Source organism: Streptococcus sp. k-378 (genome assembly GCF_013277505.1).
In the GTDB taxonomy this organism is placed as follows: Bacteria; Bacillota; Bacilli; order Lactobacillales; family Streptococcaceae; genus Streptococcus; species Streptococcus pseudopneumoniae.
Map to the genome: position 1 here is coordinate 6682 of NZ_VMNC01000044.1, position 23176 is coordinate 29857.

The 23176-nt window shown below is 41.6% G+C and carries 18 protein-coding genes and 1 pseudogene; 2 read left to right on the plus strand and 17 right to left on the minus strand.

Going from position 1 to position 23176, the window contains the following annotated elements; genetic code table 11:
• Positions 1-32 precede the first annotated feature (32 nt).
• The 9 genes from HT719_RS05210 to rpsL all read right to left on the minus strand — a co-directional run bounded on the left by HT719_RS05210 (position 33) and on the right by rpsL (position 10290).
• Complete coding sequence (locus tag HT719_RS05210) at positions 33-263, minus strand: GlsB/YeaQ/YmgE family stress response membrane protein (protein ID WP_023932538.1); 231 nt, start codon at positions 261-263, stop codon at positions 33-35.
• Positions 264-272: 9 nt separating this feature from the next.
• Entirely contained in the window at positions 273-1514 is a 1242-nt protein-coding gene (locus HT719_RS05215) for an aminopeptidase (RefSeq protein WP_172928468.1), read from the minus strand.
• Positions 1515-1534: 20 nt separating this feature from the next.
• Complete coding sequence (locus tag HT719_RS05220) at positions 1535-1711, minus strand: hypothetical protein (RefSeq protein ID WP_000791213.1); 177 nt, start codon at positions 1709-1711, stop codon at positions 1535-1537.
• Entirely contained in the window at positions 1701-2150 is a 450-nt protein-coding gene (locus HT719_RS11575) for a hypothetical protein (RefSeq protein WP_240156553.1), read from the minus strand. Before HT719_RS11575 ends, HT719_RS05220 begins: the two co-directional genes overlap by 11 nt.
• On the minus strand, positions 2116-2385 hold the full coding sequence (locus HT719_RS11580; protein ID WP_240150152.1) for a hypothetical protein: 270 nt from the start codon (positions 2383-2385) through the stop codon (positions 2116-2118). Before HT719_RS11580 ends, HT719_RS11575 begins: the two co-directional genes overlap by 35 nt.
• A 30-nt stretch (positions 2386-2415) precedes the next feature.
• Entirely contained in the window at positions 2416-6807 is a 4392-nt protein-coding gene (locus tag HT719_RS05230) for a PolC-type DNA polymerase III (RefSeq protein WP_172928470.1), read from the minus strand.
• Positions 6808-6910: 103 nt separating this feature from the next.
• Positions 6911-8992 carry an elongation factor G gene (gene fusA / locus HT719_RS05235; protein WP_023939638.1) on the minus strand — a complete coding sequence of 694 codons (2082 nt, stop codon included), beginning with the start codon at positions 8990-8992 and terminating at the stop codon, positions 6911-6913.
• Between the two features lie 394 nt (positions 8993-9386).
• Entirely contained in the window at positions 9387-9857 is a 471-nt protein-coding gene (rpsG, locus tag HT719_RS05240) for a 30S ribosomal protein S7 (RefSeq protein WP_000087873.1), read from the minus strand.
• Between the two features lie 19 nt (positions 9858-9876).
• Positions 9877-10290 (minus strand): 30S ribosomal protein S12, encoded by a 414-nt coding sequence (gene rpsL, locus HT719_RS05245; protein WP_001142332.1) that lies wholly within the window; start codon positions 10288-10290, stop codon positions 9877-9879.
• 290 nt (positions 10291-10580) lie between these two features.
• Between rpsL and HT719_RS05250 the strand changes: the two are divergent.
• Positions 10581-10727: pseudogene (locus HT719_RS05250) on the plus strand (IS30 family transposase); the annotation flags it as partial.
• Between the two features lie 265 nt (positions 10728-10992).
• Here HT719_RS05250 and HT719_RS05255 read toward each other — a convergent pair.
• Positions 10993-12990: a thiol-activated cytolysin family protein gene (locus tag HT719_RS05255; protein ID WP_050086597.1), complete on the minus strand. Its 1998-nt coding sequence runs from the start codon at positions 12988-12990 to the stop codon at positions 10993-10995.
• Positions 12991-13571: 581 nt separating this feature from the next.
• Here HT719_RS05255 and spuA point away from each other — a divergent pair.
• The gene (gene spuA, locus HT719_RS05260) at positions 13572-17432 is read left to right on the plus strand and encodes an LPXTG-anchored pullulanase SpuA (protein WP_172928472.1); all 3861 of its coding nucleotides are present in this window, start codon (positions 13572-13574) and stop codon (positions 17430-17432) included.
• Between the two features lie 75 nt (positions 17433-17507).
• Here the strand turns inward: spuA and HT719_RS05265 are convergent, their stop codons facing one another.
• The 7 genes from HT719_RS05265 to HT719_RS05295 form a co-directional block, all read right to left on the minus strand.
• A complete protein-coding gene (locus HT719_RS05265; protein WP_138705680.1) occupies positions 17508-18272 on the minus strand; it encodes an amino acid ABC transporter ATP-binding protein in 765 nt (254 codons plus the stop codon).
• Between the two features lie 9 nt (positions 18273-18281).
• Positions 18282-19004: an amino acid ABC transporter permease gene (locus tag HT719_RS05270; protein WP_000362517.1), complete on the minus strand. Its 723-nt coding sequence runs from the start codon at positions 19002-19004 to the stop codon at positions 18282-18284.
• Between the two features lie 3 nt (positions 19005-19007).
• Positions 19008-19700: an amino acid ABC transporter permease gene (locus tag HT719_RS05275; RefSeq protein ID WP_000255467.1), complete on the minus strand. Its 693-nt coding sequence runs from the start codon at positions 19698-19700 to the stop codon at positions 19008-19010.
• Between the two features lie 177 nt (positions 19701-19877).
• A complete protein-coding gene (locus tag HT719_RS05280; protein ID WP_172928474.1) occupies positions 19878-20756 on the minus strand; it encodes a transporter substrate-binding domain-containing protein in 879 nt (292 codons plus the stop codon).
• Positions 20757-20767: 11 nt separating this feature from the next.
• On the minus strand, positions 20768-21766 hold the full coding sequence (locus HT719_RS05285; protein ID WP_172928476.1) for a uroporphyrinogen decarboxylase family protein: 999 nt from the start codon (positions 21764-21766) through the stop codon (positions 20768-20770).
• 2 nt (positions 21767-21768) lie between these two features.
• Entirely contained in the window at positions 21769-21972 is a 204-nt protein-coding gene (locus HT719_RS05290; protein WP_000823549.1) for a hypothetical protein, read from the minus strand.
• A gap of 9 nt (positions 21973-21981) precedes the next feature.
• Positions 21982-22989, minus strand: coding sequence for a uroporphyrinogen decarboxylase family protein (locus HT719_RS05295; RefSeq protein ID WP_000202170.1), 1008 nt, complete (start codon positions 22987-22989; stop codon positions 21982-21984).
• Positions 22990-23176 lie beyond the last annotated feature (187 nt).

The following is a 23176-nucleotide window of genomic DNA, read 5'->3' on the forward strand; positions in this document are numbered from 1 at the left end:
TTTGATTTTCATTGAGTATCAGATTTAAGAAATTAACTTCCTCGTCTCCAGAAAATTGCTAAGACAATCATGGAACCTAAAACAGCTGGGATAATAGCTGTTCCTGATAAAACTGGCCCCCAAGTTCCAAAGAGCAAGTGACCTAGAAAGGCTCCGATCCAACCGAGAAACATTTTTCCAAAACATCCCATTCGCTCTCCACGATTGGTCAGAGTACCTGCTAAAAATCCCACTAGGAGACCAACGAACATACTTCCTAACATATTATCTCCTTAATTTGCCCAATTCCCATTACGGAAAAGAGGTACTCGCGTTCCATCCTCACGAATACCATCGATATCCATTTGGTTAGAACCAATCATAAAGTCTACGTGAACATCTGAACGGTTAAGCCCTGCAGCTTCAAGCTCCTCTTCGCTCATCTCCGCTCCACCAACAACGCTAGTTGCATAGGCTGCACCGATAGCCAAGTGGTTTGACGCATTTTCATCGAAAAGGGTGTTAAAGAAGGTAATGCCTGACTGAGAAATTGGACTTGGATCTGGTACCAAGGCACATTCACCCAAGGCACGCGCACCCGCATTTTCAAAGACAAGGTCTTTCATAACCTGATCACCCTTCTCAGCAGTGATATCTACGATTTGTCCATCCTTAAAGGTCACCTTAATGCCTTCAATGATATTTCCGTTGTAGCTAAGCGGTTTTGTAGAAGTGACATAACCATCTGCACGACGGAAGTCAGGCGCTGTGAAGACCTCTTCTGTCGGCATATTTGGCAAGAATTCTTCGCCCTGTGCATTAACAGCACCAGCTGATTCCCAAACGTGGTTCTTTGGCAAACCAAGTGTTAAATCTGTTCCTGGCGCTGTGTAGTGAAGGGCTGAAAATTGTTCTTTATTAAGCATATCTGCCTTGCTCTTGAGGATAGCTGCATGCTCTTCCCAGGCCTTAACAGGATCTGCTTCGTAGACTCGGCAAGTTTTGAAGATTTGGTCCCAAAGGAGATCGACTGCTTCTTCATCGCTCGCAGCATTTGGAAATACCTTCTTAGCCCACTCAAGCCCAGCAGCGGCTGCTACAGTCCAGCTAACCTTGTTGGATTGGGTTGCGATACGCATTGGCTTCATAGCAAGTCCCATAGCTTTAGCAGAAGCTGAAAGCTTGTCAGCGTCCACTCCGTTCAAGGCACCTGGATCAGATGAGCGAACTCCAAGACGGCTAGCCTTGTTCTCCAAGAGATAGTTCATCTCAGCAATCTTGTATTCTGACACATTGTCCAGACGCTCCATCGGAGCATGGAGGAATTTCTCACGGTTGATGACATCATCTGTCCACTGAACGATCACCTCATGTGCACCCAAAGCATAAGCTTCTTTGACGATTAAGTGAGCCAACTCACGTTGCTCCACATCGATAGAGAGAGCCAAAGTGTGACCAGGTTGCACGTTAATTCCGTTCGCAACCAACAATTTCGCATATTTTTCTAGATTTTCTTTAAAATTTGGTAAAACCATGTAATTTCTCTTTTCTATTTTTATTTTTCTTTCACAGCAGAGAATAATCCTGCTAAAGCAATGACACCTGACAAAAGTGCTGTTGATAGAAGAATTGTCTGATCAGCAAGTTCTAATTGATATTCAAATACTTTCTCAGCTGGCTTGTCTTCCGCAAAAATTCTTAGTTTTATGAAATGTCCTTTCTTATTCTTCATGCTCCCCTAGGTAGAGGCGTCGTGCCTCTGTACTATTTGTGAGGATATCTATATAGGTTTCATAGTCATCAGGTAGAGGCTTTTCTAAAAAGATATCTTGTTCTGGATTTATATTTTTTCCATAAAGAAAGCAAAGATAGAGACGTTCGTTGAGTGTTGGAAATACTTCAATAGACATAAGTTCAGCCTGACCTACCCGATCCCAATCCTGTTCTTTGATATCTGATATGATATAGGTTTGGAAGAGTCCCATAAGTGGATTATCTTCTGGTAGTCCACTGTCTTTATCCGCCAGGACCAAAGAACAACGTCTACCAAAACCAACAAGTTGGCGCTCCCTTCCCTTTACCGAAACAGTAATAGGATGCCCTCCAATATGGCTATAAATCCATTCTTTAGGCAGTTCATAATTTAACAGGGGGGGTAACTTCTTTGACAATCGCTACAGGACTATAGCGTAGAAACTGGCGAGTAACAGCCTTACAAAAGAGGATATCCTCCTCTTTCAAGGTCACTCCCTTCCAATTATTTTCCTCGTTAAAATGGTTGAAAAATACCAGATAGGGATCACGCACCATTTGTGCTAATACGTAAACGCCATTTCGCAAACTTATGGAAATAACTTTCCCTGGTTTCCAGGGTGTTGCTCTTTTTTCTTTTCCATCATGATACAACCTCAAACCTACACAAGACATTTCAAACTATTAAAACAACTCATCAAACAAACTCAACTGGTTATCCTCTGGCATATTGCCGAGAATCCCCATCTCATCCATCTTTTCAACCAAGGTTGATGAGAGCCCTCCACGCTTGCGTAGTTCTGTTTTAGAGAGGAATTCTCCCTCTTCACGCGCTCGCACCAACTGCTTAGCAACGTTCTCTCCCAGACCATCCATTGCTACAAATGGCGGGATGAGGGTATCCCCATCGATAAGGAACTCTGTCGCCTGACTACGGTAGAGATCGAGTTTGCCAAACTTGAAACCACGTTCCCACATCTCATTGACAATCTCAAGAGTGGTATAGAGGTCAATTTCCACATTAGAAGCTTCATTGTTCTTCCGTTTTTCAGAGATTTCTTCCATTCTGCGTTTGATGGCATCCAAGCCCGCACCCATAGTCTTAATATCAAAGGCTTTAGCACGGATTGAGAAGTAAGCACAGTAATAATAAATGGGATGATGAACCTTGAAGTAAGCTACACGCAAGGCCATCATAACGTAGGCTGCCGCATGGGCTTTAGGGAACATGTACTTAATTTTCCCACAGGATTCGATATACCACTCTGGCACCTTATTGGCCTTCATGGCTTCGATGTAGCCATTTCGCTCCTCTTCGGAAATCTTGAGCCACAAGCCCTTACGTACCCGTTCCATAATGGTAAAGGCCATCTTAGGTTCGAGACCAGCATGCATGAGATAAACCATGATGTCGTCCCGACAACCGATAACGGTTGATAGGTCCGCTATTCCTTGCTTAATCAGATCTTGGGCATTGCCCAGCCAAACGTCGGTACCGTGGGACAGTCCAGACAATTGAAGCAATTCTGCAAAAGTCGTCGGATGGGTTTCATCGACCATCCCTCGAACAAAGTTGGTTCCAAATTCTGGAATTCCCAACATCCCAGTTGGTGTTCCGATTTGTTCAGGTGTTACCCCTAGCACATCTGTCCCTGAAAAGAGGGCCATCACGCCTTCATCATCCATAGGTATTTCATTAGGATCAATCCCAGACAAGTCCTGGAGTTTTCGAATCATGGTAGGATCATCATGTCCCAGTACATCAAGTTTAAGGACGTTCTCATCAATATCGTGGAAGTTAAAGTGAGTGGTCTGCCATTCAGCCGTCACGTCATCCGCTGGATACTGGACAGGCGTAAAGTCGTAGACATCCATGTAGTTAGGAATAACAACGATTCCCCCTGGGTGTTGTCCTGTCGTTCGCTTGACACCAGCCGCCCCTTGGGCGAGACGCTCCACCTCTGCATCACGATAAAACTTCCCGTAATCTCGCTCATAGCCCTTTACAAAGCCATAAGCAGTTTTAGCAGCTACCGTACCAACCGTTCCTGCACGGAAGGCATATTCTTCACCAAAGATATCACGCACATCCAAGTGGGCGCTAGGCTGGTCTTCTCCCGAGAAGTTCAAGTCAATATCGGGAACCTTGTCTCCATCAAAACCAAGGAAGGTCTCGAAAGGAATATCTTGCCCATTTTTACTGAGTTTGTGACCACAGTTTGGACAGTCCTTATTGGGCATATCAAATCCTGAACCATAAGAACCGTCTGTGATAAACTCGCTATACTGACACTGACCACAGACATAGTGAGGAGAGAGAGGATTGACCTCCGTAATCCCAATCATAGTCGCAACGAAACTGGAACCGACAGATCCACGAGAACCAACCAAGTAACCCCGTTCATTGGAACGTTGCACCAGCATCTGCGATGCCAGATAAATCACAGCAAATCCATTCCCCAAAATAGAGGTTAGTTCTTTTTCAATCCGCAAATCGACAATATCTGGCAGTGGATTTCCATAAATCTCAAAAGCTTTCTTGTAGGTCAATTCAGCGACCGTTTCTTCAGCCTTGTCAATGAAAGGCGTGTACAAGTCACCCTTAACGACCTCAACAGGTTCAAAGATTTCTGCCAAGGCATTGGGATTTTCAATTACCAGTTTACGAGCCAGTTCCTCTCCCAAGAATGCAAATTCATCCAACATCTCATTGGTCGTTCTAAAATGGGCTTTTGGCAGAGGAGCTGGTTGGGCATGTTCACCATGACCGATAGTTCGGTTAATCATCGCACCCTGTCCCAAACTACGGACGATAATTTCACGGTAAATCTCTTCTTCTGGTTCGATATAGTGGACATTTCCGGTAGCCAGAACAGGCTTGCTAAGACGTTCTCCAACCTCTATCAAACTTTTGATAATGGTCTGGAGTTCTTCCATATCCTTGACCTGCTCCTTGGCAATCAAGGGAGCATAGATAGCTGGTGGCATGACCTCGATAAAGTCATAATACTTGGCCACCTCAACCGCCGCATCTACACCTTGAGAAACGACCGCATCAAAAACTTCGCCTTCTGCACAAGCTGATCCTAAAATCAAGCCCTCCCGATGGGCATCTAGAACCGTTCTCGGAATCCGTGGTACCCCTTCAAAGTACTTGGTATTAGACAAGGAAACCAGCTTAAAGATATTTTTTAGCCCTACTTGATTCTTGACATAGATGGTCGCATGTTTAATCCGAGCTTTTTTATAAGAATCTGGACTAATCAAATCAATATTGAGTCTAGCTAGATCGATCACACCATGTTTTTCTGCTACCTCTTTGATAAAAATAAAGAGCAGACGACCAGTCGCTTCCGCATCGTAGTTGGCCATGTGGTGATGTTCTAGGGCCACACCAAAACGCTTGGTCAAAGGTCCCAAACCATGACGTTTATACTCAGGATAGAGATTTCTAGCAAACTCAAGTGTATCAATAACCGGCTGACTAATCCTTGGAAGACCATGACGCTCATAGTTGGCATTCATAAAGCCAACGTCAAAGGTCGCATTGTGGGCAACTAGGACCGTATCTTTACAAAATTCTTGGAATTCTTGCAAAACTTGTTCCAGTGGCTTGGCATTTTTGACATGGTCATCTGTAATTCCAGTTAACTCAGTAGTAAAGGCTGACAAGGGATGCCCAGGATTGATAAATTCATCAAATTCAGCAATGACATTCCCCTTATACATCTTAGAGGCCGCAACCTGAATCAAATCATTATAGATAGCTGATAACCCCGTCGTTTCCACGTCAAAGACCATATAGGTTGCTTCCGACAAGTCCATCTCCACTTCGTTATAGACGATAGGGACACGGTCCTCCACGATGTTGGCTTCCATTCCATAGATTAGCTGGATTCCCGCTTTTTTGGCCGCCTTATAGCCGTGTGGGAAGGACTGGACATTTCCATGGTCTGTGATGGCAACCGCCTTGTGTCCCCACTTAGCAGCTGTCGCAACGATCTCTTCTACCTCGGGTAGAGCATCCATGGTCGACATATTAGTATGAGCATGAAACTCAACCCGACGCTCACCTTCTGGCATCAAATCCTTCCGCTCATAGTGAACAACTTCCTGTACATCCTGCACATTCATTGTCAAATCGCGTGTGAAGTTATTCATCTCCACATTCCCACGAACTCGGAGCCAAGAATTTTTCTTAATTAGATCAAATTTCTGAGCCTCTTCCTCGTTCTTAACCCACTTTTGCATCGAAAAACTGGAAGTGTAGTCTGTCATTTTAAAATTGATTAAAACACGACCTGTTCTGGTCACTTTTTGCTCCACATCAAACACAACCCCTTCAAAGACCAGACGATTTTCCTCCGTCGTGACTTCAATCATAGGAGTAATCTCCGCCTTATCCAGCTTGGGTTTAGCTGCAGCTTTTTTCGCTTGAAAATCAAAGGCTGGTTTCTCTTCTGCTGAAGGAGGTGCCATCTGTTCTAGCTGTTCCATAGCACGAATCGCTTCCTCATTGGCAGCTTGAACAATCTGCTCATTTTCAGCATGAAAGGCCTCTTCCTGCTCTTGGGTCAGCACATCATTTTTCTCTACTTGACAATTAAAAGCTGGAAAACCAAACTTTTCAAGTTGTTTGGCTAAATTAGGAAGGTGATTTTTCTTAAAATGTTCCTTATCAATCGCCTCAGAGCCTTCAATAAATAGCTGATTGCCCTCCGCACGAACTTGCAAATTTTGATAAAGGGACTTAAAACCTTGACTAGCACATGGACCTTCAGAGAAAGCCTCCCTATAGTAGGACTGCAAGAGCTGATTTGAAAATTCTTGAGACCGAGCCTTGATTTCGAAAACAGCTTTATTGCCTGTCTTAGAAAATTCTTCACTCAGCCCTTTTTTTAATTCTAAAAAGATTTCAATCGGTAAAATATTAGAAAATATGAAATGAAACTCCCATACCTTACTAATTTTATGAACTACAACTCGCTCAATATCAGCCTGTGATAAAGCAGGAGCCTGTCTCATTTCAGCAGGCATCCCCAATTGATTCATCAAAATTTCAAAACTGTTTGACATTCATTTTCCTCACATTATTCTCCTACTATTTTACCATATTTAGAGGTATTTTCTAAAGACAAAAGGAAGCCACTAAATGACTTCCTTCTAGAGTGAGGACAGATTAGTCTTCACCTTTGTTTTTCTTAATGATTTCTTCTTGTACTGACTTAGGTACATCTTCGTAGTGGTCAAATACCATCATGAATGTACCACGTCCTTGAGATGCAGAACGAAGAACTGTTGCGTAACCGAACATTTCAGCAAGTGGAACGTAAGCACGAACGATTTGGCTGTTACCATGTGCTTCCATACCATCTACACGTCCACGACGAGCAGTTACGTGACCCATAACATCACCGAGGTTTTCTTCTGGAACAGTGATAGTTACAAGCATCATTGGCTCAAGGATAGCTGGTTGTGCTGATTTAGCAGCTTCTTTAAGGGCAAGTGAAGCCGCGATCTTGAAGGCAGTTTCAGATGAGTCGACATCGTGGTATGAACCATCGTAAAGTTTAGCTTTAACGTCAACCATTGGGTAACCTGCAAGAACACCGTTAGCCATAGATTCTACCAAACCTTTTTCAACCGCTGGGATAAATTCACGAGGAACCACACCACCGACGATTGCGTTTTCGAATTCGAATCCTTTACCTTCTTCGTTTGGAGTAAATTCAATCCATACATCACCGAATTGACCTTTACCACCAGACTGACGTTTGAAGAATCCACGTGCTTGAGTAGAAGCGCGGAATGTTTCACGGTAAGATACTTGAGGAGCACCTACGTTCGCTTCAACTTTGAACTCACGACGCATACGGTCAACAAGGACGTCAAGGTGAAGCTCACCCATACCAGAAATAACTGTTTCACCAGTTTCAACGTTTGTTTCAACGCGGAATGTTGGATCTTCTTCAGCCAATTTTTGAAGGGCGATACCCATCTTGTCTTGGTCAGCTTTAGATTTTGGCTCAACCATCAATTGGATAACTGGTTCTGGAACATTGATTGACTCAAGGATGATTTTAGCTTTTTCATCTGTCAATGAGTCACCAGTTGTAGTATCTTTCAAACCAACGGCAGCAGCGATATCACCTGAGTAAACAGTGTCGATTTCTTGACGGCTGTTAGCGTGCATTTGAAGGATACGTCCGATACGTTCACGTTTACCTTTAGAAGTATTCAATACGTATGAACCTGATTGAAGAACACCTGAGTAAACACGGAAGAATGTCAAACGACCTACGAATGGGTCAGTCATGATCTTGAAGGCAAGAGCTGCAAATGGCTCTTCGTCAGATGCTGGACGAGTTTCTTCAGCGTCTGTATCTGGGTTAATACCTTTGATTGCTGGGATGTCAAGTGGGCTTGGAAGGTAGTCGATAACCGCATCAAGCATCAATTGAACACCTTTGTTTTTGAAGGCTGAACCACACAATACTGGGAAGAATTCAACGTTGATAGTCGCTTTACGGATACCAGCTTTCAATTCTTCGTTAGTGATTTCTTCACCTTCGAGGTATTTCATCATCAATTCTTCGTCAGTTTCAGCAACTGCTTCAATCAATTTTTCACGGTATTCTTGAGCTTGTTCAAGGTATTCAGCTGGAATATCTTCTTCAAGGATATCTGTACCAAGGTCGTTCGTATAGATTTCAGCTTTCATCTTAATCAAGTCGATGATACCACGGAAGTCATCTTCAGAACCGATTGGCAATTGGATTGGGTGTGCATTTGCTTGAAGACGATCGTGAAGTGTGCTTACAGAGTAAAGGAAGTCAGCACCGATTTTGTCCATTTTGTTGGCAAATACGATACGTGGAACTCCATACTCAGTTGCTTGACGCCAAACTGTTTCAGTTTGAGGCTCAACACCTGATTGTGAGTCAAGAACGGTAACCGCACCATCCAATACACGAAGAGAACGTTGTACTTCGATTGTGAAGTCCACGTGTCCTGGTGTGTCGATGATATTTACGCGGTGGTTGTTCCATTGAGCTGTTGTTGCAGCAGATGTGATCGTGATACCACGTTCTTGCTCTTGCTCCATCCAGTCCATTTGTGACGCACCTTCGTGAGTTTCACCGATTTTGTGGATTTTACCAGTGTAGTAAAGAATACGCTCAGTAGTTGTTGTTTTACCGGCATCGACGTGAGCCATGATACCGATATTACGAGTTTTTTCAAGTGAAAATTCGCGTGCCATGAGGTTTGTTTCTCCTATTTATTTTTGATTTCTATTCTATTATAACACGATTTTAATAAAAACGGATAGGCAGGACCTACCCGTTCTCAATGTTTTCATGCTATTGTTGGTTTCAACTTGTAGATTTACAGGTTGAATTGAACTCGGGCTAAAGTTAATTAGCCGATTTGAGCCGAAACGGGATGCTGTGTGAAAAAGATAAACTTCCTTGTATTCGTCGAATACTGCGTCAGTTTCCTATTTTCACCTTGCATCCTTACCGTTCCTAGCATCATGATATAGTTGAGCTCAAGCTAAAAGTCTGGAGAAAAAGATGAATCTCATTGGTTGCAATCGCAACCTGCTTCGATTCCCTATTTTCTCTGGGACTTTCTTAACGCTTTCGCATCCTATCTTACCAACGGAAGTGTGCGAATGCACGGTTAGCTTCAGCCATACGGTGAGTGTCTTCACGTTTCTTAACTGCTGCACCAGTGTTGTTAGCAGCATCCAAGATTTCTTTTGCAAGACGGTCTTGCATTGTGTGTTCACCACGAAGACGAGCGATTGTTACCAACCAACGAAGTCCAAGTGTTGTACGACGTTCTGGACGAACTTCAACTGGGACTTGGTAATTAGAACCACCAACACGGCGTGCACGTACTTCAAGTACAGGCATGATGTTTTCCATAGCTGTTTCAAATACTTCAAGTGCATCGTTGCCAGTAGCTTCTTTGATTTGCTCAAAAGCACCGTAAACGATTGAAGCAGCTGTACCACGTTTACCGTCAAGCATAACGCGGTTGATAAGACGAGTAACTAGTTGTGAATTGTAAAGCGGATCTGGCAATACGTCACGTTTTGGAGCTCTATTTTTACGACTCATTTCTCTTTATCCCCTTTCCTTATGCTTTTGGACGTTTAGTACCGTATTTAGAACGGCCTTGTTTACGATCGTTAACACCTGCAGTATCAAGTGCACCACGGACGATATGGTAACGTACCCCTGGAAGGTCTTTTACACGTCCACCACGAAGAAGAACCACGCTGTGTTCTTGCAAGTTGTGTCCGATACCTGGGATGTAGGCAGTAACTTCGATAAGGTTGCTCAAACGTACACGAGCGAATTTACGAAGGGCTGAGTTAGGTTTTTTAGGTGTCATTGTTCCAACACGAGTTGCAACACCACGTTTTTGTGGTGAAGAAACGTTTGTTTGAACTTTTTTATGACTGTTGTAACCAACGTTCAAAGCTGGTGATTTAGATTTTTCTACTTTTGATTTACGCGGTTTGCGAACCAATTGGTTAATTGTAGGCATCTACATTCTCCTGTGTTTTTTTATTTTTGGTGATGATACACTTGGTGACAGCTATCATCTGTGTGTACTTTTGCAACATTTGTCAGCACGTCCCTGTACACTCTTGAGAGACCAAAAGTAAAAAGTACCGTCTATTATTGTAACACAATTTCCGCTTCATTGTCAAGATATTTTTCTTTTTTATTGTTAATCTTTTCCTAAGCTAACTTCTCAAAGTAACTTCCATTTGCCTGACCAAAGTGGAAATTAGTCTAAAACGGATTTTTATAGTGGAATTAAGTATGAGACTTTTCCGTTCCATCGTTGAGAATATGGGAAAAGGCCCGTCAACGATTTCGAAGGAAATCAAGCGCAATCGCATCATGCATCCAACATCCGTCAAATCTGATTACACGGATTGCCCACTACTCGACAAAGCTCCTGATATCTGTAACAACGCGTTTTTCTCTTACTAAAAGCTAGGTTGTGGAAAACTGGAAGTTAGTTTTATATTGAATTGAAATAAGACATGAACAAATCTATTGGGAAAGTCAACTTAATTTCTAGAAATGTTTTAATAGCAACAACGTACTATTCTAGTTTCAAGCTACTATAGAAGTTCCTCTTTTCATCTTTTCATTCTCTCAAAAGTCAATCATAAAAGAGGAGGAATCGAAGTTCCTCCTCTTCACTGTTTACTATCGAATCAAGTAAATCAAATCGTTACTCATTCACAATTTTTTCATCAACTTTAGGGTTTAGAGTTGTTCCCCAATGTGTAATTGTACGCTGTTGTACTAGTGGTAAGTCTGTGCGGTTGTAAACTGTACGCCATGGTTCCCATACAAGACCTGTCTTTTCTTGAACCTTGATACGAAGATTACGGACATTTCCTCTAAATTGAATCTCTGTTTGGAAGCCTGAAGTTCTGTTTTTTCCGTTATCTTCCCATTGACGTGAACGGATTTCTGGATTTCCTTGTTCATCATATGTAATTTCATCCCAATAAATGTAGTAACGCGCAACATAAGCACCCTTATGATGAAGTTTCAAGAAACCATTTTTGTAAGAAGTAACCTTCGTTTCGATATAGTCTGTACTATTTTGTAAAGTTGCTTGGGCATTATCTTTTAGGAAGGCAGTCTTATATGAGATTGGCACAGCTGGACTTTGAGCGCTAAAGTTAGCTCCTTCTCTGATGAGTTCCTTCAAGTTTTCGACTGTTCCTGTGACAACTTTGGCAGCACCGCTAGCATTACCTCCTACAATTACTGCTGTTACAGAAGTATTCTTCAATAGACGGCTCCATTCAGAATTTGGAGCAATTGTTGCACCTTTGATAACCGCATTAATAGCTGCTTTTAATTCAGTAGACTTACTTGTTGACTCAAACTTAACATAGATTTGACGTCCGTAAGAAACGTTTGATACATATACAGGTGGAGTTTGTGAATCAACGCCTCTTTGTTTTAAATCTTCAGGTGTCACACTCTTGTCAAATACAGCTGCTGGATTGGTCGGTGCATCAAATGTCGCTGTATAGTAAATTTGTTTAAAGTTTACAACTTCAATTTGCTTTTCACCCTTTTGCACAGCCTCAAAGTCAATCTTGAGCGGTGCGCCTGCTTTTTCAAAGTCTGCACCAAATTTTGCTTTCAATTGGTTCATGCTATAGGCTGTAGTTGATTCATACTGAACACGGGCAGGAACGGAATGGCTAGATGAGTAATTCTTTGTCCATCTTTCAACCAAGGTATTCATCGCAGACTGCATACCACTAGTTGTAGGATCTGCTTCAATTCGGCTGTCAGACTGAATCATACCAGGTAAATCGACGCTGACTGTCCCCTTTGCACGGGCAAGACTAATCAATTCTGGCTGATTTTCTAGCAGATTTTGGTTGGCTTTATACAAGCCACCTAGGAAGACATTTTGATTTCCATTGATGGAAACATCTGCTGTGCCTGTAGAGAGGGTTTTCTTGATTTTTTCTACAACGACAAACTCTCCATTTTGTTCCTTAGCACTTGTGTTGTAGCGATTTTCTAAGGTTTCTCCCTTGCGAGTTAAAATATCCAAAGGATTATAAGTTAAACCAAAAAGGTAGTCTTTCAATGCTGATGTTTGATTTACTACTGGTGCGGTTCTGTCCTGTCCAACTTGAGTTGTTGCTGAACGGAATACTTCCACTTCTGCCAAGCTCAATGGAGTATTTTTAGTTTTCAACTCCACTTTTACATAACGAGCGTCTTTGGCGGTGAAGAAAACTTCAAGTTCTGCCTTCCCATTCAAACTATCAAAGTGTTGACGAGCAACTTCTTGTTTTGCTTCATTTAACAAAACAACATCAAAATTGGAAAGACGATTAGCTACATTCCCATCTCCACGATTGTAAAGTTTAACTTTTCCAACATTCTCTGTTTTTCCAAGATCAACTTGCCACCAAGCATTGTCTTCAAAGTTTGTATGCGTTACAGAATGGTGCCCATAGTCACTATCAACATTACCATCCACTGCTCGTGTAGCAGCTCCTCCATAAGCAGTAGAACTTTGACTAGCTTGTTTTCCACGAGCGATGTTTTCTGTCTCAACTGGACGATTCCCTTGCTCTGTAGCCAAAGCTACTCCCTGAGCGTTCAATAAAAAGGCCGCAACAACAGCACTACACACACCGAGTCCACACTTTTTGACAAAGCGATGCAAACGTTTTTCTTGATTCATTCCTTATTCCTCCGTTTTTAAATGAATACGTTTTCCTATTTGTTTATAGTCTATCAAATTTCAAGTAAAAGTCAAGCACAAACCAGCAAAAAAGTCAAGAAAATAAGAAGAAAACGCTTGCTGAATTTTTCTGATATTTTCTTTCGATTTCCAGTAAATACTATAGTTTGGAAACTAGATAACACTTGAAAAACACTAACTTTTTTCTTTTCCTATTTATAGTTTCACTAGATGAGCTTTTTAAAAGAAATATTAGAGATCAATTTCTGAATAAAAATAGCTGGGAACACATCATCTTCCTAATAATACGTCTTGTCTTATGTGACATTTTTATACTCTTCGAAAATCTCTTCAAACCACGTCAACGTCGCCTTGCCGTACTCAAGTACAGCCTGCGGCTAGTTTCCTAGTTTGCTCTTTGATTTTCATTGAGTATTATCTCCATCATTTATACTGATATACAAAATAGTACGGAAAACTTCTCAAAAGTAAGAATTTCTTTTACAAACAAAGGAAAACGCTTGCATATTGTTTTACTACATGCTATACTGGTATAGAAATTTATTGATTGGAGAATCATCATGAGAAAAACACCAGCTCAAACTGAGAAAAAAATGGTCTACAGCATCCGTTCCCTCAAAAATGGAACTGGTTCTGTCCTTATCGGCGCAAGCCTTGTCTTGCTTGCCATGGCTACACCAACTATCTCAGCCGACGAAAGTACACCAACCACTAACGCAAATAATAGTGAAACTACTACTGCCCTTGCCCAGCCTCTTACTGATACAGCAACTAGCACTGGTAAGAAAGAAAGCGATTTTTCTTCACCTAATAATGCAAGCGCTTCCCTAGAGAAAGAAGAAAAACCTGCAACAGAGGCAACCACTCCTGTTGCAAGCCCAGCCGATCCAGCACCACAAACTGGACAAGATCGTTCAAGTGAGACAACTACTTCCACTAGTCCAGTAACGACTGAAACTAAGGCAGAAGAGCCCATCGAAGATAACTACTTCCGTATCCATGTCAAAAAACTTCCTGAAAAAAACAAGGATGCTCAAGGACTATGGACTTGGGACGATGTTGAAAAACCATCTGAAAATTGGCCAAACGGAGCCTTGTCCTTCAAGGATGCCAAAAAAGATGACTACGGCTATTACCTAGATGTCAAATTAAAGGGAGAAGAAGCCAAGAAAATTAGCTTCCTCATCAACAATACAGCTGGAAAAAATCTAACCGGCGATAAATCTATAGAAAAACTAGTTCCAAAAATGAACGAGGCTTGGTTAGACCAAGATTACAAGGTTTTCTCTTACGAGCCACAGCCTGCAGGAACTGTTCGCGTCAACTACTACCGCACAGATGGCAACTATGACAAGAAATCTCTCTGGTACTGGGGAGATGTGAAAAATCCAAGTAGCGCTCAATGGCCTGACGGAACAGACTTTACGGCTACAGGCAAATATGGCCGCTATATCGACATTCCTCTTAATGAAGCCGCAAGAGAATTTGGATTTTTATTACTAGATGAGAGCAAACAAGGAGACGACGTGAAAATCCGTAAAGAAGATTATAAATTCACAGATTTGAAAAATCATAGCCAAATTTTCCTAAAAGACGATGACGAATCAATTTACACAAATCCATACTATGTCCATGATATCCGTATGACAGGTGCCCAACACGTAGGAACTTCTAGCATTGAAAGTAGTTTTTCAACACTTGTCGGTGCTAAAAAAGAGGATATCCTCAAACACTCCAACATCACTAATCACCTAGGAAATAAAGTAGCTATCACCGATGTTGCAATAGATGAAGCTGGTAAAAAAGTGACCTACAGCGGAGATTTCTCTGACACAAAACACCCATATACTGTTAGCTACAATTCCGGCCAATTCACTACCAAAACAAGCTGGCGCCTGAAAGATGAGGCTTACAGCTATGATGGTAAACTTGGAGCTGATCTTAAAGAAGAAGGAAAACAAGTTGATTTGACCCTCTGGTCACCAAGTGCTGATAAGGTTTCTGTCGTTGTCTACGACAAGAATGACCCTGACAAAGTAGTTGGAACTGTCGCTCTTGAAAAAGGGGAAAGAGGAACTTGGAAACAAACTCTAGACAGCACAAACAAACTCGGAATCACCGATTTCACTGGATACTACTATCAATACCAAATCGAGCGTCAAGGTAAAACTGTTCTTGCACTCGATCCTTACGCTAAATCTCTTGCTGCTTGGAATAGCGACGATGCCAAGATTGACGATGCCCATAAAGTGGCTAAAGCCGCCTTTGTAGATCCAGCTAAACTCGGACCTCAAGACTTAACTTATGGTAAGATTCACAATTTCAAGACTCGTGAAGACGCCGTTATCTACGAAGCTCATGTGCGTGATTTCACTTCAGATCCTGCCATTGCAAAAGACTTAACCAAACCATTTGGTACATTTGAAGCCTTTATTGAAAAACTAGACTACCTCAAAGACTTAGGTGTGACCCACATCCAGCTCCTTCCAGTCTTGTCTTACTACTTTGTCAATGAATTGAAAAACCATGAACGCTTGTCTGACTATGCTTCAAGCAACAGCAACTACAACTGGGGATATGACCCTCAAAACTACTTCTCATTGACTGGTATGTACTCAAGCGATCCTAAGAATCCAGAAAAACGAATCGCAGAATTTAAAAACCTCATCAACGAAATCCACAAACGTGGCATGGGAGCTATCCTAGACGTAGTTTATAACCATACAGCCAAAGTCGATCTCTTTGAAGATTTAGAACCAAACTACTACCACTTTATGGATGCTGATGGGACACCTCGAACTAGCTTTGGTGGTGGACGCTTGGGGACAACCCACCATATGAGCAAACGGATCCTAGTTGACTCTATCAAATATCTAGTTGATACCTACAAAGTGGATGGCTTCCGTTTCGATATGATGGGAGACCATGACGCCGCTTCTATCGAAGAAGCTTACAAGGCTGCACGCGCCCTCAATCCAAACCTCATCATGCTTGGTGAAGGTTGGAGAACCTATGCTGGTGATGAAAATATGCCTACTAAAGCTGCTGACCAAGATTGGATGAAACATACCGATACTGTCGCTGTCTTTTCAGATGACATCCGTAACAACCTCAAATCTGGTTATCCAAACGAAGGTCAACCTGCCTTTATCACAGGTGGCAAGCGTGATGTCAACACTGTCTTCAAAAATCTCATTGCTCAACCAACCAACTTTGAAGCAGACAGTCCTGGAGATGTCATCCAATACATCGCAGCCCATGATAACTTGACCCTCTTTGACATCATTGCCCAGTCTATCAAAAAAGACCCAAGCAAGGCTGAGAACTATGCTGAAATCCACCGTCGTTTACGACTTGGAAATCTCATGGTCTTGACAGCTCAAGGAACTCCATTTATCCACTCCGGTCAGGAATATGGACGTACTAAACAATTCCGTGACCCAGCCTACAAGACTCCAGTAGCAGAGGACAAACAACCAAACAAATCTCACTTGTTGCGTGATAAGGATGGCAATCCGTTTGACTATCCTTACTTCATCCATGACTCTTACGATTCTAGCGATGCAGTCAACAAGTTTGACTGGACTAAGGCTACAGATGGAAAAGCATATCCTGAAAATGTCAAGAGCCGTGACTACATGAAAGGTTTGATTGCCCTTCGTCAATCTACAGATGCCTTCCGACTTAAGAGTCTCCAAGATATTAAAGACCGTGTCCACCTCATCACTGTCCCAGGTCAAAATGGCGTGGAAAAAGAGGACGTAGTAATTGGCTACCAAATTACTGCTCCAAACGGTGATATCTACGCAGTCTTTGTCAATGCGGACGAAAAAGCTCGCGAATTTAATTTGGGAACTGCCTTTGCCCATCTCAGAAATGCTGAAGTTTTGGCAGATGAGAACCAAGCAGGACCAGTCGGAATTGCCAACCCGAAAGGACTTGAATGGACTGAAAAAGGCTTGAAATTGAATGCCCTTACAGCTACTGTTCTTCGAGTCTCTCAAAATGGAACTAGCCATGAGTCAACTGCAGAAGAGAAACCAGACTCAACCCCTTCCAAGCCTGAACATCAAAATGAAGCTTCTCACCCTGCACATCAAGATCCAGCTCCACAAGCTAGACCTGATTCTACTAAACCGGATGCAACAGTAGCTGATGCGGAAAATAAACCTAGCCAAGCTACAACTGATTCACAAGCTGAACAACCAGCACAAGAAGCACAAGCATCATCTGTAAAAGAAGCGGTTCGAAACGAATCGGTAGAAAGCTCTAGCAAGGAAAATATACCTGCAACCCCAGATAGACAAGCTGAACTTCCAAATACAGGAATCAAAAACGAAAACAAACTCCTATTTGCAGGAATCAGCCTCCTTGCGCTCCTTGGTCTCGGTTTCTTACTAAAAAATAAAAAAGAGAACTAAACTAGCCCTCCTATAGAACTATCCCCCAAGCCTTAACGCTCGGGGGATTGATTTTTACCCTGATAAGCCTATCTATCAAATCATATATTCTACACTATAGGTCGCATCCGAGAGTATTCGTGCCAAAAATTGCTTGGTTCGTTCTTCTTTTGGACGACTAAAGAAATCATGGGCATTATTTTCTTCAACAATTTTCCCACCGTCCATAAAAATAACATGATTGGCTACATCTCTAGCAAAACCCATCTCATGAGTCACTACTACCATAGTAACTCCTTCTTTAGCTAACTGTTTTAAAACATCTAAAACATCCCCTACCAACTCTGGATCCAAGGCCGATGTTGGCTCATCTAATAAAATGACCTCTGGTTTCACAGCAATGGCACGCGCAATGCCGATTCGTTGTTGCTGGCCTCCAGAAAGCTGAGAGGGATAGTAAGCTTTATAAGCTAGTAAACCAACTTTTTCTAAGGCAGCTTCCGCACGTTTGATGGCTTCTTCCTTAGGAATTTTCCGAGCAATAATCAAGCCCTCCAAAATATTTTCCAAGGCCGTTTTATTAGCAAATAAATTATAATGTTGAAAAACAAAGGCGGTCTTCTGGCGAATTTCTAAAATATCTTTTTTGGTCAATTTGCCAAGATCGTATTCTTTATCAGCAAGCTTCAAAGAGCCACTATCGGCTTTTTCTAAATGATTGAGACATCTGAGAAAAGTCGTTTTACCTGATCCAGATGGCCCCAATATTACAACCACATCCCCTTGGTTGACCTTGAGATTAACATCTCCCAGGACTTGTCTGTCTCCAAATTTTTTTGCAACATGTTCTACTTGTAACATTGTCTCCTCCTATGCTAAACCTGTACTGGGCACTACTTGTCCCTTTCTTCTTTGAATATAGCGTTTCTCTAAGATTGAAAAGCCCCATTGAATCAATCCGCAAATAAGAATGTACTGTAAAAAGATCACAAAATAGGATTCAAAATACTGATAACCATAAGACGCTTCAACACGGGCAATGGCTGTAATATCCTTAATGGTCATCACAAAGACCAAAGAGGTTCCTTTTACAATATTTATGACTAGATTAGCCAGATTGGGCAAGGCTGATTGCAAGGCCTGTGGAAAAACAATCCTCACATAAGCCTGACTAGTGGTTAAACCAATCGCTTGTGCAGCTTCTAATTGTCCCTTATCCACAGTCAAAATAGCCGAACGTAAGATTTCTGATAAACTACCTGTTGTCATCAAACTATAGATAATAAAAGCATAATAGATCGGATTGAGTTTAAAGATATCAACATCACTCCCTATGCTTTTGAGAAATTGATTGAGCAAACTCGGAAACAAACTATAAAAGAAAAGAATCAGCAAAATCGGAGGTGTTGCTCTTATAAAAGCTAGATACACGAGAGAGAAAGTTCGAACACCTTTGACTTTATATATTTGTCCCAGAGCTAAAAACAAGGCTGGTCCAAAACTTAAGACCATGGCTACAATCATAATGATTAAGGTGGTTGGCACCCCTTTTAAGGTCTCTAAAAAAGTTTTCGCAATATAGTCTAAATCCATATCCTATCTCCCTTTCGTTTCCAAAGATTTTTCTAACAAGCGACTCAAGAAGGAAACAGCCAAGGCTACACCCCAATAAAGAATGGCAACCGCTGTATAGGTTTCAAGAGAGTAATTCCCCAAATTGCGACTGATTAAGAGATTCCCAGCTCCCATGACATCCACAAAACCAATCGTATAGGCTAGGGCAGCGTCCCGCATCAAATTTAGAATAGCGGTCGTCATATTTGGAAGAGCCACTTGAAAAGCCTGAGGAAAAATGATTCTCCAAAATGTCTGACTAGGGGTCAGACCAATACTGGCTCCAGCTTCCATCTGACCTTTGGGAATTGCCTGATAGGACGCCTTAAATACTTCTGCAATGATAGCCGCAAATAGCAAGACCATGGTGAATAAGACGAAGACCGTCTTAGACCAGTTGTTGATATCTAAATTCAGCCACCATTTTAAAAATTCAGGTAAACCATAAAAGACAAGGAATAGTAAAACAATAGGGGGAGTACAGCGAAGAGTGAAAATATAGCCCTTAGAAAGACCTGCAAAAGTCTTGTCTTCTCCCACTTGAGCCCAAGCCAGTAAGCCACCGAAAAGGGAACCGAGGACTGTAGTAAAAAAGAGAATGGACAAGGTCATAGGAAGAGCCTGCCATAAGGTTGGTAAAAATTGGAACACTCTTGAAAAATCATATGAAACCATATAAACCTCTTTCTAATACTCAATGAAAATCAAAAAGCAAACTAGCCGCAGGTTGCTCAAAACAGTGTTTTGAGGTTGTGGATATAACTGACAAAGTCAGTAACCATACCTACGGCAAGGCGACGTTGACGTGGTTTGAAGAGATTTTCGAAGAGCATAACATGCCTGATTTCTCATCTAATCTTTATCAACGTAGCTAAAGACATCTTCTTTAAAGTATTTTTGAGAAAGTTTAGCTAGAGTACTGTCTTCTTTTAATTCTTTAATCGCTTTTTCATACTCTTTAGCAAACTTCTCACCCTTTTCATCACGGTGAATCAAGGGATAGGTTGGAATTCCTTTATAAGGGAACCAGCTAAGTTTGTCCGCATATTGGTGGTAAGAACCATCCTCTGCTGTCACTGCTTTTTCAAAAGACAACTTGATGTCAAAGAAAGCATCATAACGTCCTTCTAAAACCCAAGCATAAGCATCTGCCACCTTGAAAGATTCAGCAGCTGTCAACTCAATTGGTGTATCCTTGTGCTTGTCATTATAGCTATTAATCACATTCCACTGGGCATTTTGAGGAGAGATGGGTACTAATTTCCCTTTATTTTTGGCGAAATCATCAATATTCTTATATTTAGCTTCATCTCCTTTTCTGACAGTAAAACCAATAATGCTGGCTCCTACTGGCTCAGATGGAATAATGAATTTCTTAGCCCGTTCATCTGTATACCAAGCACCTTTAGTTCCAATATCGTACTTGCCAGACTCAAGTCCAATCAAGAGATCATCATCACTAGTTCCAGTATACTCAAATTTATAATCTGCTAATTTCTCATCCACCGCCTTTAAAACAGCGACTTCATAACCATCTGATTCCCCTTTTTCGTCAATAAAATCATAAGGGACATAGTTTTGAGTATGGGCAACTTTTAAAGTTGTTACTTGTCCAGACGAAGCTGCATCTGCACCTTTAGCAGATGCTCCCGCCAAAGTCCTACCAATAATCGTTGCTCCAAGCACTGCCACAACCGCAACTCCACCAACAATCCATGTTTTCTTACTCATATTCTTCTCCTTTATTTAGCTACTGCTTCTCTCACCCACTGGATACGCTCCACTGCAATATCGTTTGGAATGGTACAATCTGCTCCAAGTATGAGGCCATCTTTACCTGTTTCTTCTATCAAGCGTTTGGTTTCAGCTTGAATTTCTTCCTTACTGCCTCGATAGAGAAGGCCATCTTTACCGTTTTCAAATCCTCCCAGAACAGCACGACCCTTGAAAATCTCACGACCTTCTTTTAGACTAATCCCTTCTGGACCAACTGCCCAGTTAAAAACATGAGCTGGATAGTCTGCAAAGATATGAATATCGTTTCGAGCTCCTTCATAGCCACAGATATGAAGGATATTTACCCCACCAACCGACTTAGCCGCATTTAAAACAGTCAGTTCACTCGGCTCAATAATCTCCTGATAGGCTTCAGCAGAAACACGCGCATCCTGAATACTTTGCACACTGAGATAAATACCATCTACTCCTGCATCTTTAATAATAGCTTGACTCAAGCTAGCGATATCTTGCGCAATCACATCAAGGACTTTTTTCAATTTCTGAGAATCTTGAACTAAGAAATCTGCAATGAGATCATCTCCACCAGACACTTCTCCAAGTAACCATTTGAGGTAGGTCACAGGCGCAAAAATATTGTAAATAGCAACAATATCTTCCGTAAACTCCTGCTTAATCTTCTTCACTAATTCTACCTGCTCTCTAATCCACAGATGATCTTCACCCAGAGGTTGAATCTTCGACAGCTCTTGGAGTGACTTTCCTTTGGCAATAACTGGATTTGGATAAGCAAAATAGCCATCACTCATCAACTTGATAAAGTCTGGATGTAGGTCACGGATAAAACGTTTGTGACCTTGTATGTTCTTTTCAATAATCACAGGATTGGAAAATCCCTTTAACCATTCCTCTTCTGATGTAAAGTGGTGCCAAAAACCTACAGGTACACGGCCAACCACTTCTCCTCTAAATGCTTTTAAAACCCAGTCTCTTTTTTCTGACATCTCTATTTTCCATTTCTTTCTTTTTCAACTAATAAAACACTGGCAATATCATTGGTTTGAATAAAGGGAAGACTTCTCTTCTGAAAATCCTGAATCCCATGACATCTTGGCCCTTCCTTACAAGCAAGTCCCTTTGTAAGACTGATCGCAAGTAAGATGACAAAGCCGAGGGCCGTCCCTACCAATAGCCACTTTTTTCTTTTCATAAGGCTCTCCTATTCTAACATAGCAGCCTGACGAATCCAGTCCAATCTTTCTAATTCAAAGTCATCTGGAACCGTGCAATCCGCTCCAAGAAGGACTCCTCTAGTCCCAGCTTCAGCCAACAATCGTTTGGTTTCCTCTTGTAGTGCAGCCTTTCTACCTCCATAAAGCAGGCTCTGCTTCCCATTTTCAAAACCACCCAAGACCGCTTTGCCATGAAATAGCTCCTGACCTTGAGGTAAACTGACTGCTTCATGGTGGGTTGCCCAATTGAAAACCTGGGCTGGATAATCTTTGAAAATAGTCACATTGTTACTGGCACCTTGGAAACCGCAGATATGCAGGATATTTACCCCACCTACCTGATTGGCAGCTTCTAAAACCTTTATGTTACTTGGCTCAATATAGGTCTGATACAATTCTGCTGTGATGCGCTCATCCTGAATTTCTTGTGTACTGAGATAGATTCCATCTGCTCCACCATCCTGAATGATTTTTTTAGTTAGGATAGCGATATCCTCAGCTATCACGTCTAAAACATCCCTGAATAGCTCTGGATTTTCAAGAAAAAGATCTGAAACCTCCTTATCACCTCTAGAAGTCTCTGTACGAAACCACCTTTTCAAATAGGAGATCGGAGAAAAAATATTGTAAAATGATGCAATGTCCTCAGTGAAGGTTGCTCGAATAGCCTCTACCACTTCTACTTGTTGCTGAATCCAAGGATGGTTTTCACCAATCGACTCAATAGAAGCTAACTCCTGAAGACTTGTAACCTTAGGACTGTAGACATTACTTGGATAAATGAAAAATCCGTCACTCATCATTTTGACAAAATCAGGATGGATTCTTTCAACGTACTTCCGATGTCCCTCTACACTTTTTTGAAAGATACGTGGATTATTTAAACCTTGTCCTTTTTCCTCCAGTATTACAAAATGAAACCAAAAGCCAACAGGAACCCGTTCCACCTCTTCTCCTCGAATAGCTCTAAAAACTAGCTCTCTTTTACTTGTCATACTTCTCTCCTTCCATTTGGATTGAAACCATCTTACCACTCCTTTTGACCTTTTCCCAATATATATTGACTATCGACTTGATTGGGATTGTTTATATCAATAGAGAAAAAAATCTCTGAAAAGCTTGATTTTACTAGCTTTTCAGAGATTTTTTCTGTTTATTGCTTTTTAAAATAGTTGTTATATA

Bases quoted from the DNA above. Each gene is read 5' to 3' on its own strand.
- HT719_RS05210 (WP_023932538.1), bottom strand. From the start codon at position 263: ATGTTAGGAAGTATGTTCGTTGGTCTCCTAGTGGGATTTTTAGCAGGT.
- HT719_RS05215 (WP_172928468.1), bottom strand. From the start codon at position 1,514: ATGGTTTTACCAAATTTTAAAGAAAATCTAGAAAAATATGCGAAATTG.
- HT719_RS05220 (WP_000791213.1), bottom strand. From the start codon at position 1,711: ATGAAGAATAAGAAAGGACATTTCATAAAACTAAGAATTTTTGCGGAA.
- HT719_RS05230 (WP_172928470.1), bottom strand. From the start codon at position 6,807: ATGTCAAACAGTTTTGAAATTTTGATGAATCAATTGGGGATGCCTGCT.
- fusA (WP_023939638.1), bottom strand. From the start codon at position 8,992: ATGGCACGCGAATTTTCACTTGAAAAAACTCGTAATATCGGTATCATG.
- rpsG (WP_000087873.1), bottom strand. From the start codon at position 9,857: ATGAGTCGTAAAAATAGAGCTCCAAAACGTGACGTATTGCCAGATCCG.
- rpsL (WP_001142332.1), bottom strand. From the start codon at position 10,290: ATGCCTACAATTAACCAATTGGTTCGCAAACCGCGTAAATCAAAAGTA.
- HT719_RS05255 (WP_050086597.1), bottom strand. From the start codon at position 12,990: ATGAATCAAGAAAAACGTTTGCATCGCTTTGTCAAAAAGTGTGGACTC.
- spuA (WP_172928472.1), top strand. From the start codon at position 13,572: ATGAGAAAAACACCAGCTCAAACTGAGAAAAAAATGGTCTACAGCATC.
- HT719_RS05265 (WP_138705680.1), bottom strand. From the start codon at position 18,272: ATGTTACAAGTAGAACATGTTGCAAAAAAATTTGGAGACAGACAAGTC.
- HT719_RS05270 (WP_000362517.1), bottom strand. From the start codon at position 19,004: ATGGATTTAGACTATATTGCGAAAACTTTTTTAGAGACCTTAAAAGGG.
- HT719_RS05275 (WP_000255467.1), bottom strand. From the start codon at position 19,700: ATGGTTTCATATGATTTTTCAAGAGTGTTCCAATTTTTACCAACCTTA.
- HT719_RS05280 (WP_172928474.1), bottom strand. From the start codon at position 20,756: ATGAGTAAGAAAACATGGATTGTTGGTGGAGTTGCGGTTGTGGCAGTG.
- HT719_RS05285 (WP_172928476.1), bottom strand. From the start codon at position 21,766: ATGTCAGAAAAAAGAGACTGGGTTTTAAAAGCATTTAGAGGAGAAGTG.
- HT719_RS05290 (WP_000823549.1), bottom strand. From the start codon at position 21,972: ATGAAAAGAAAAAAGTGGCTATTGGTAGGGACGGCCCTCGGCTTTGTC.
- HT719_RS05295 (WP_000202170.1), bottom strand. From the start codon at position 22,989: ATGACAAGTAAAAGAGAGCTAGTTTTTAGAGCTATTCGAGGAGAAGAG.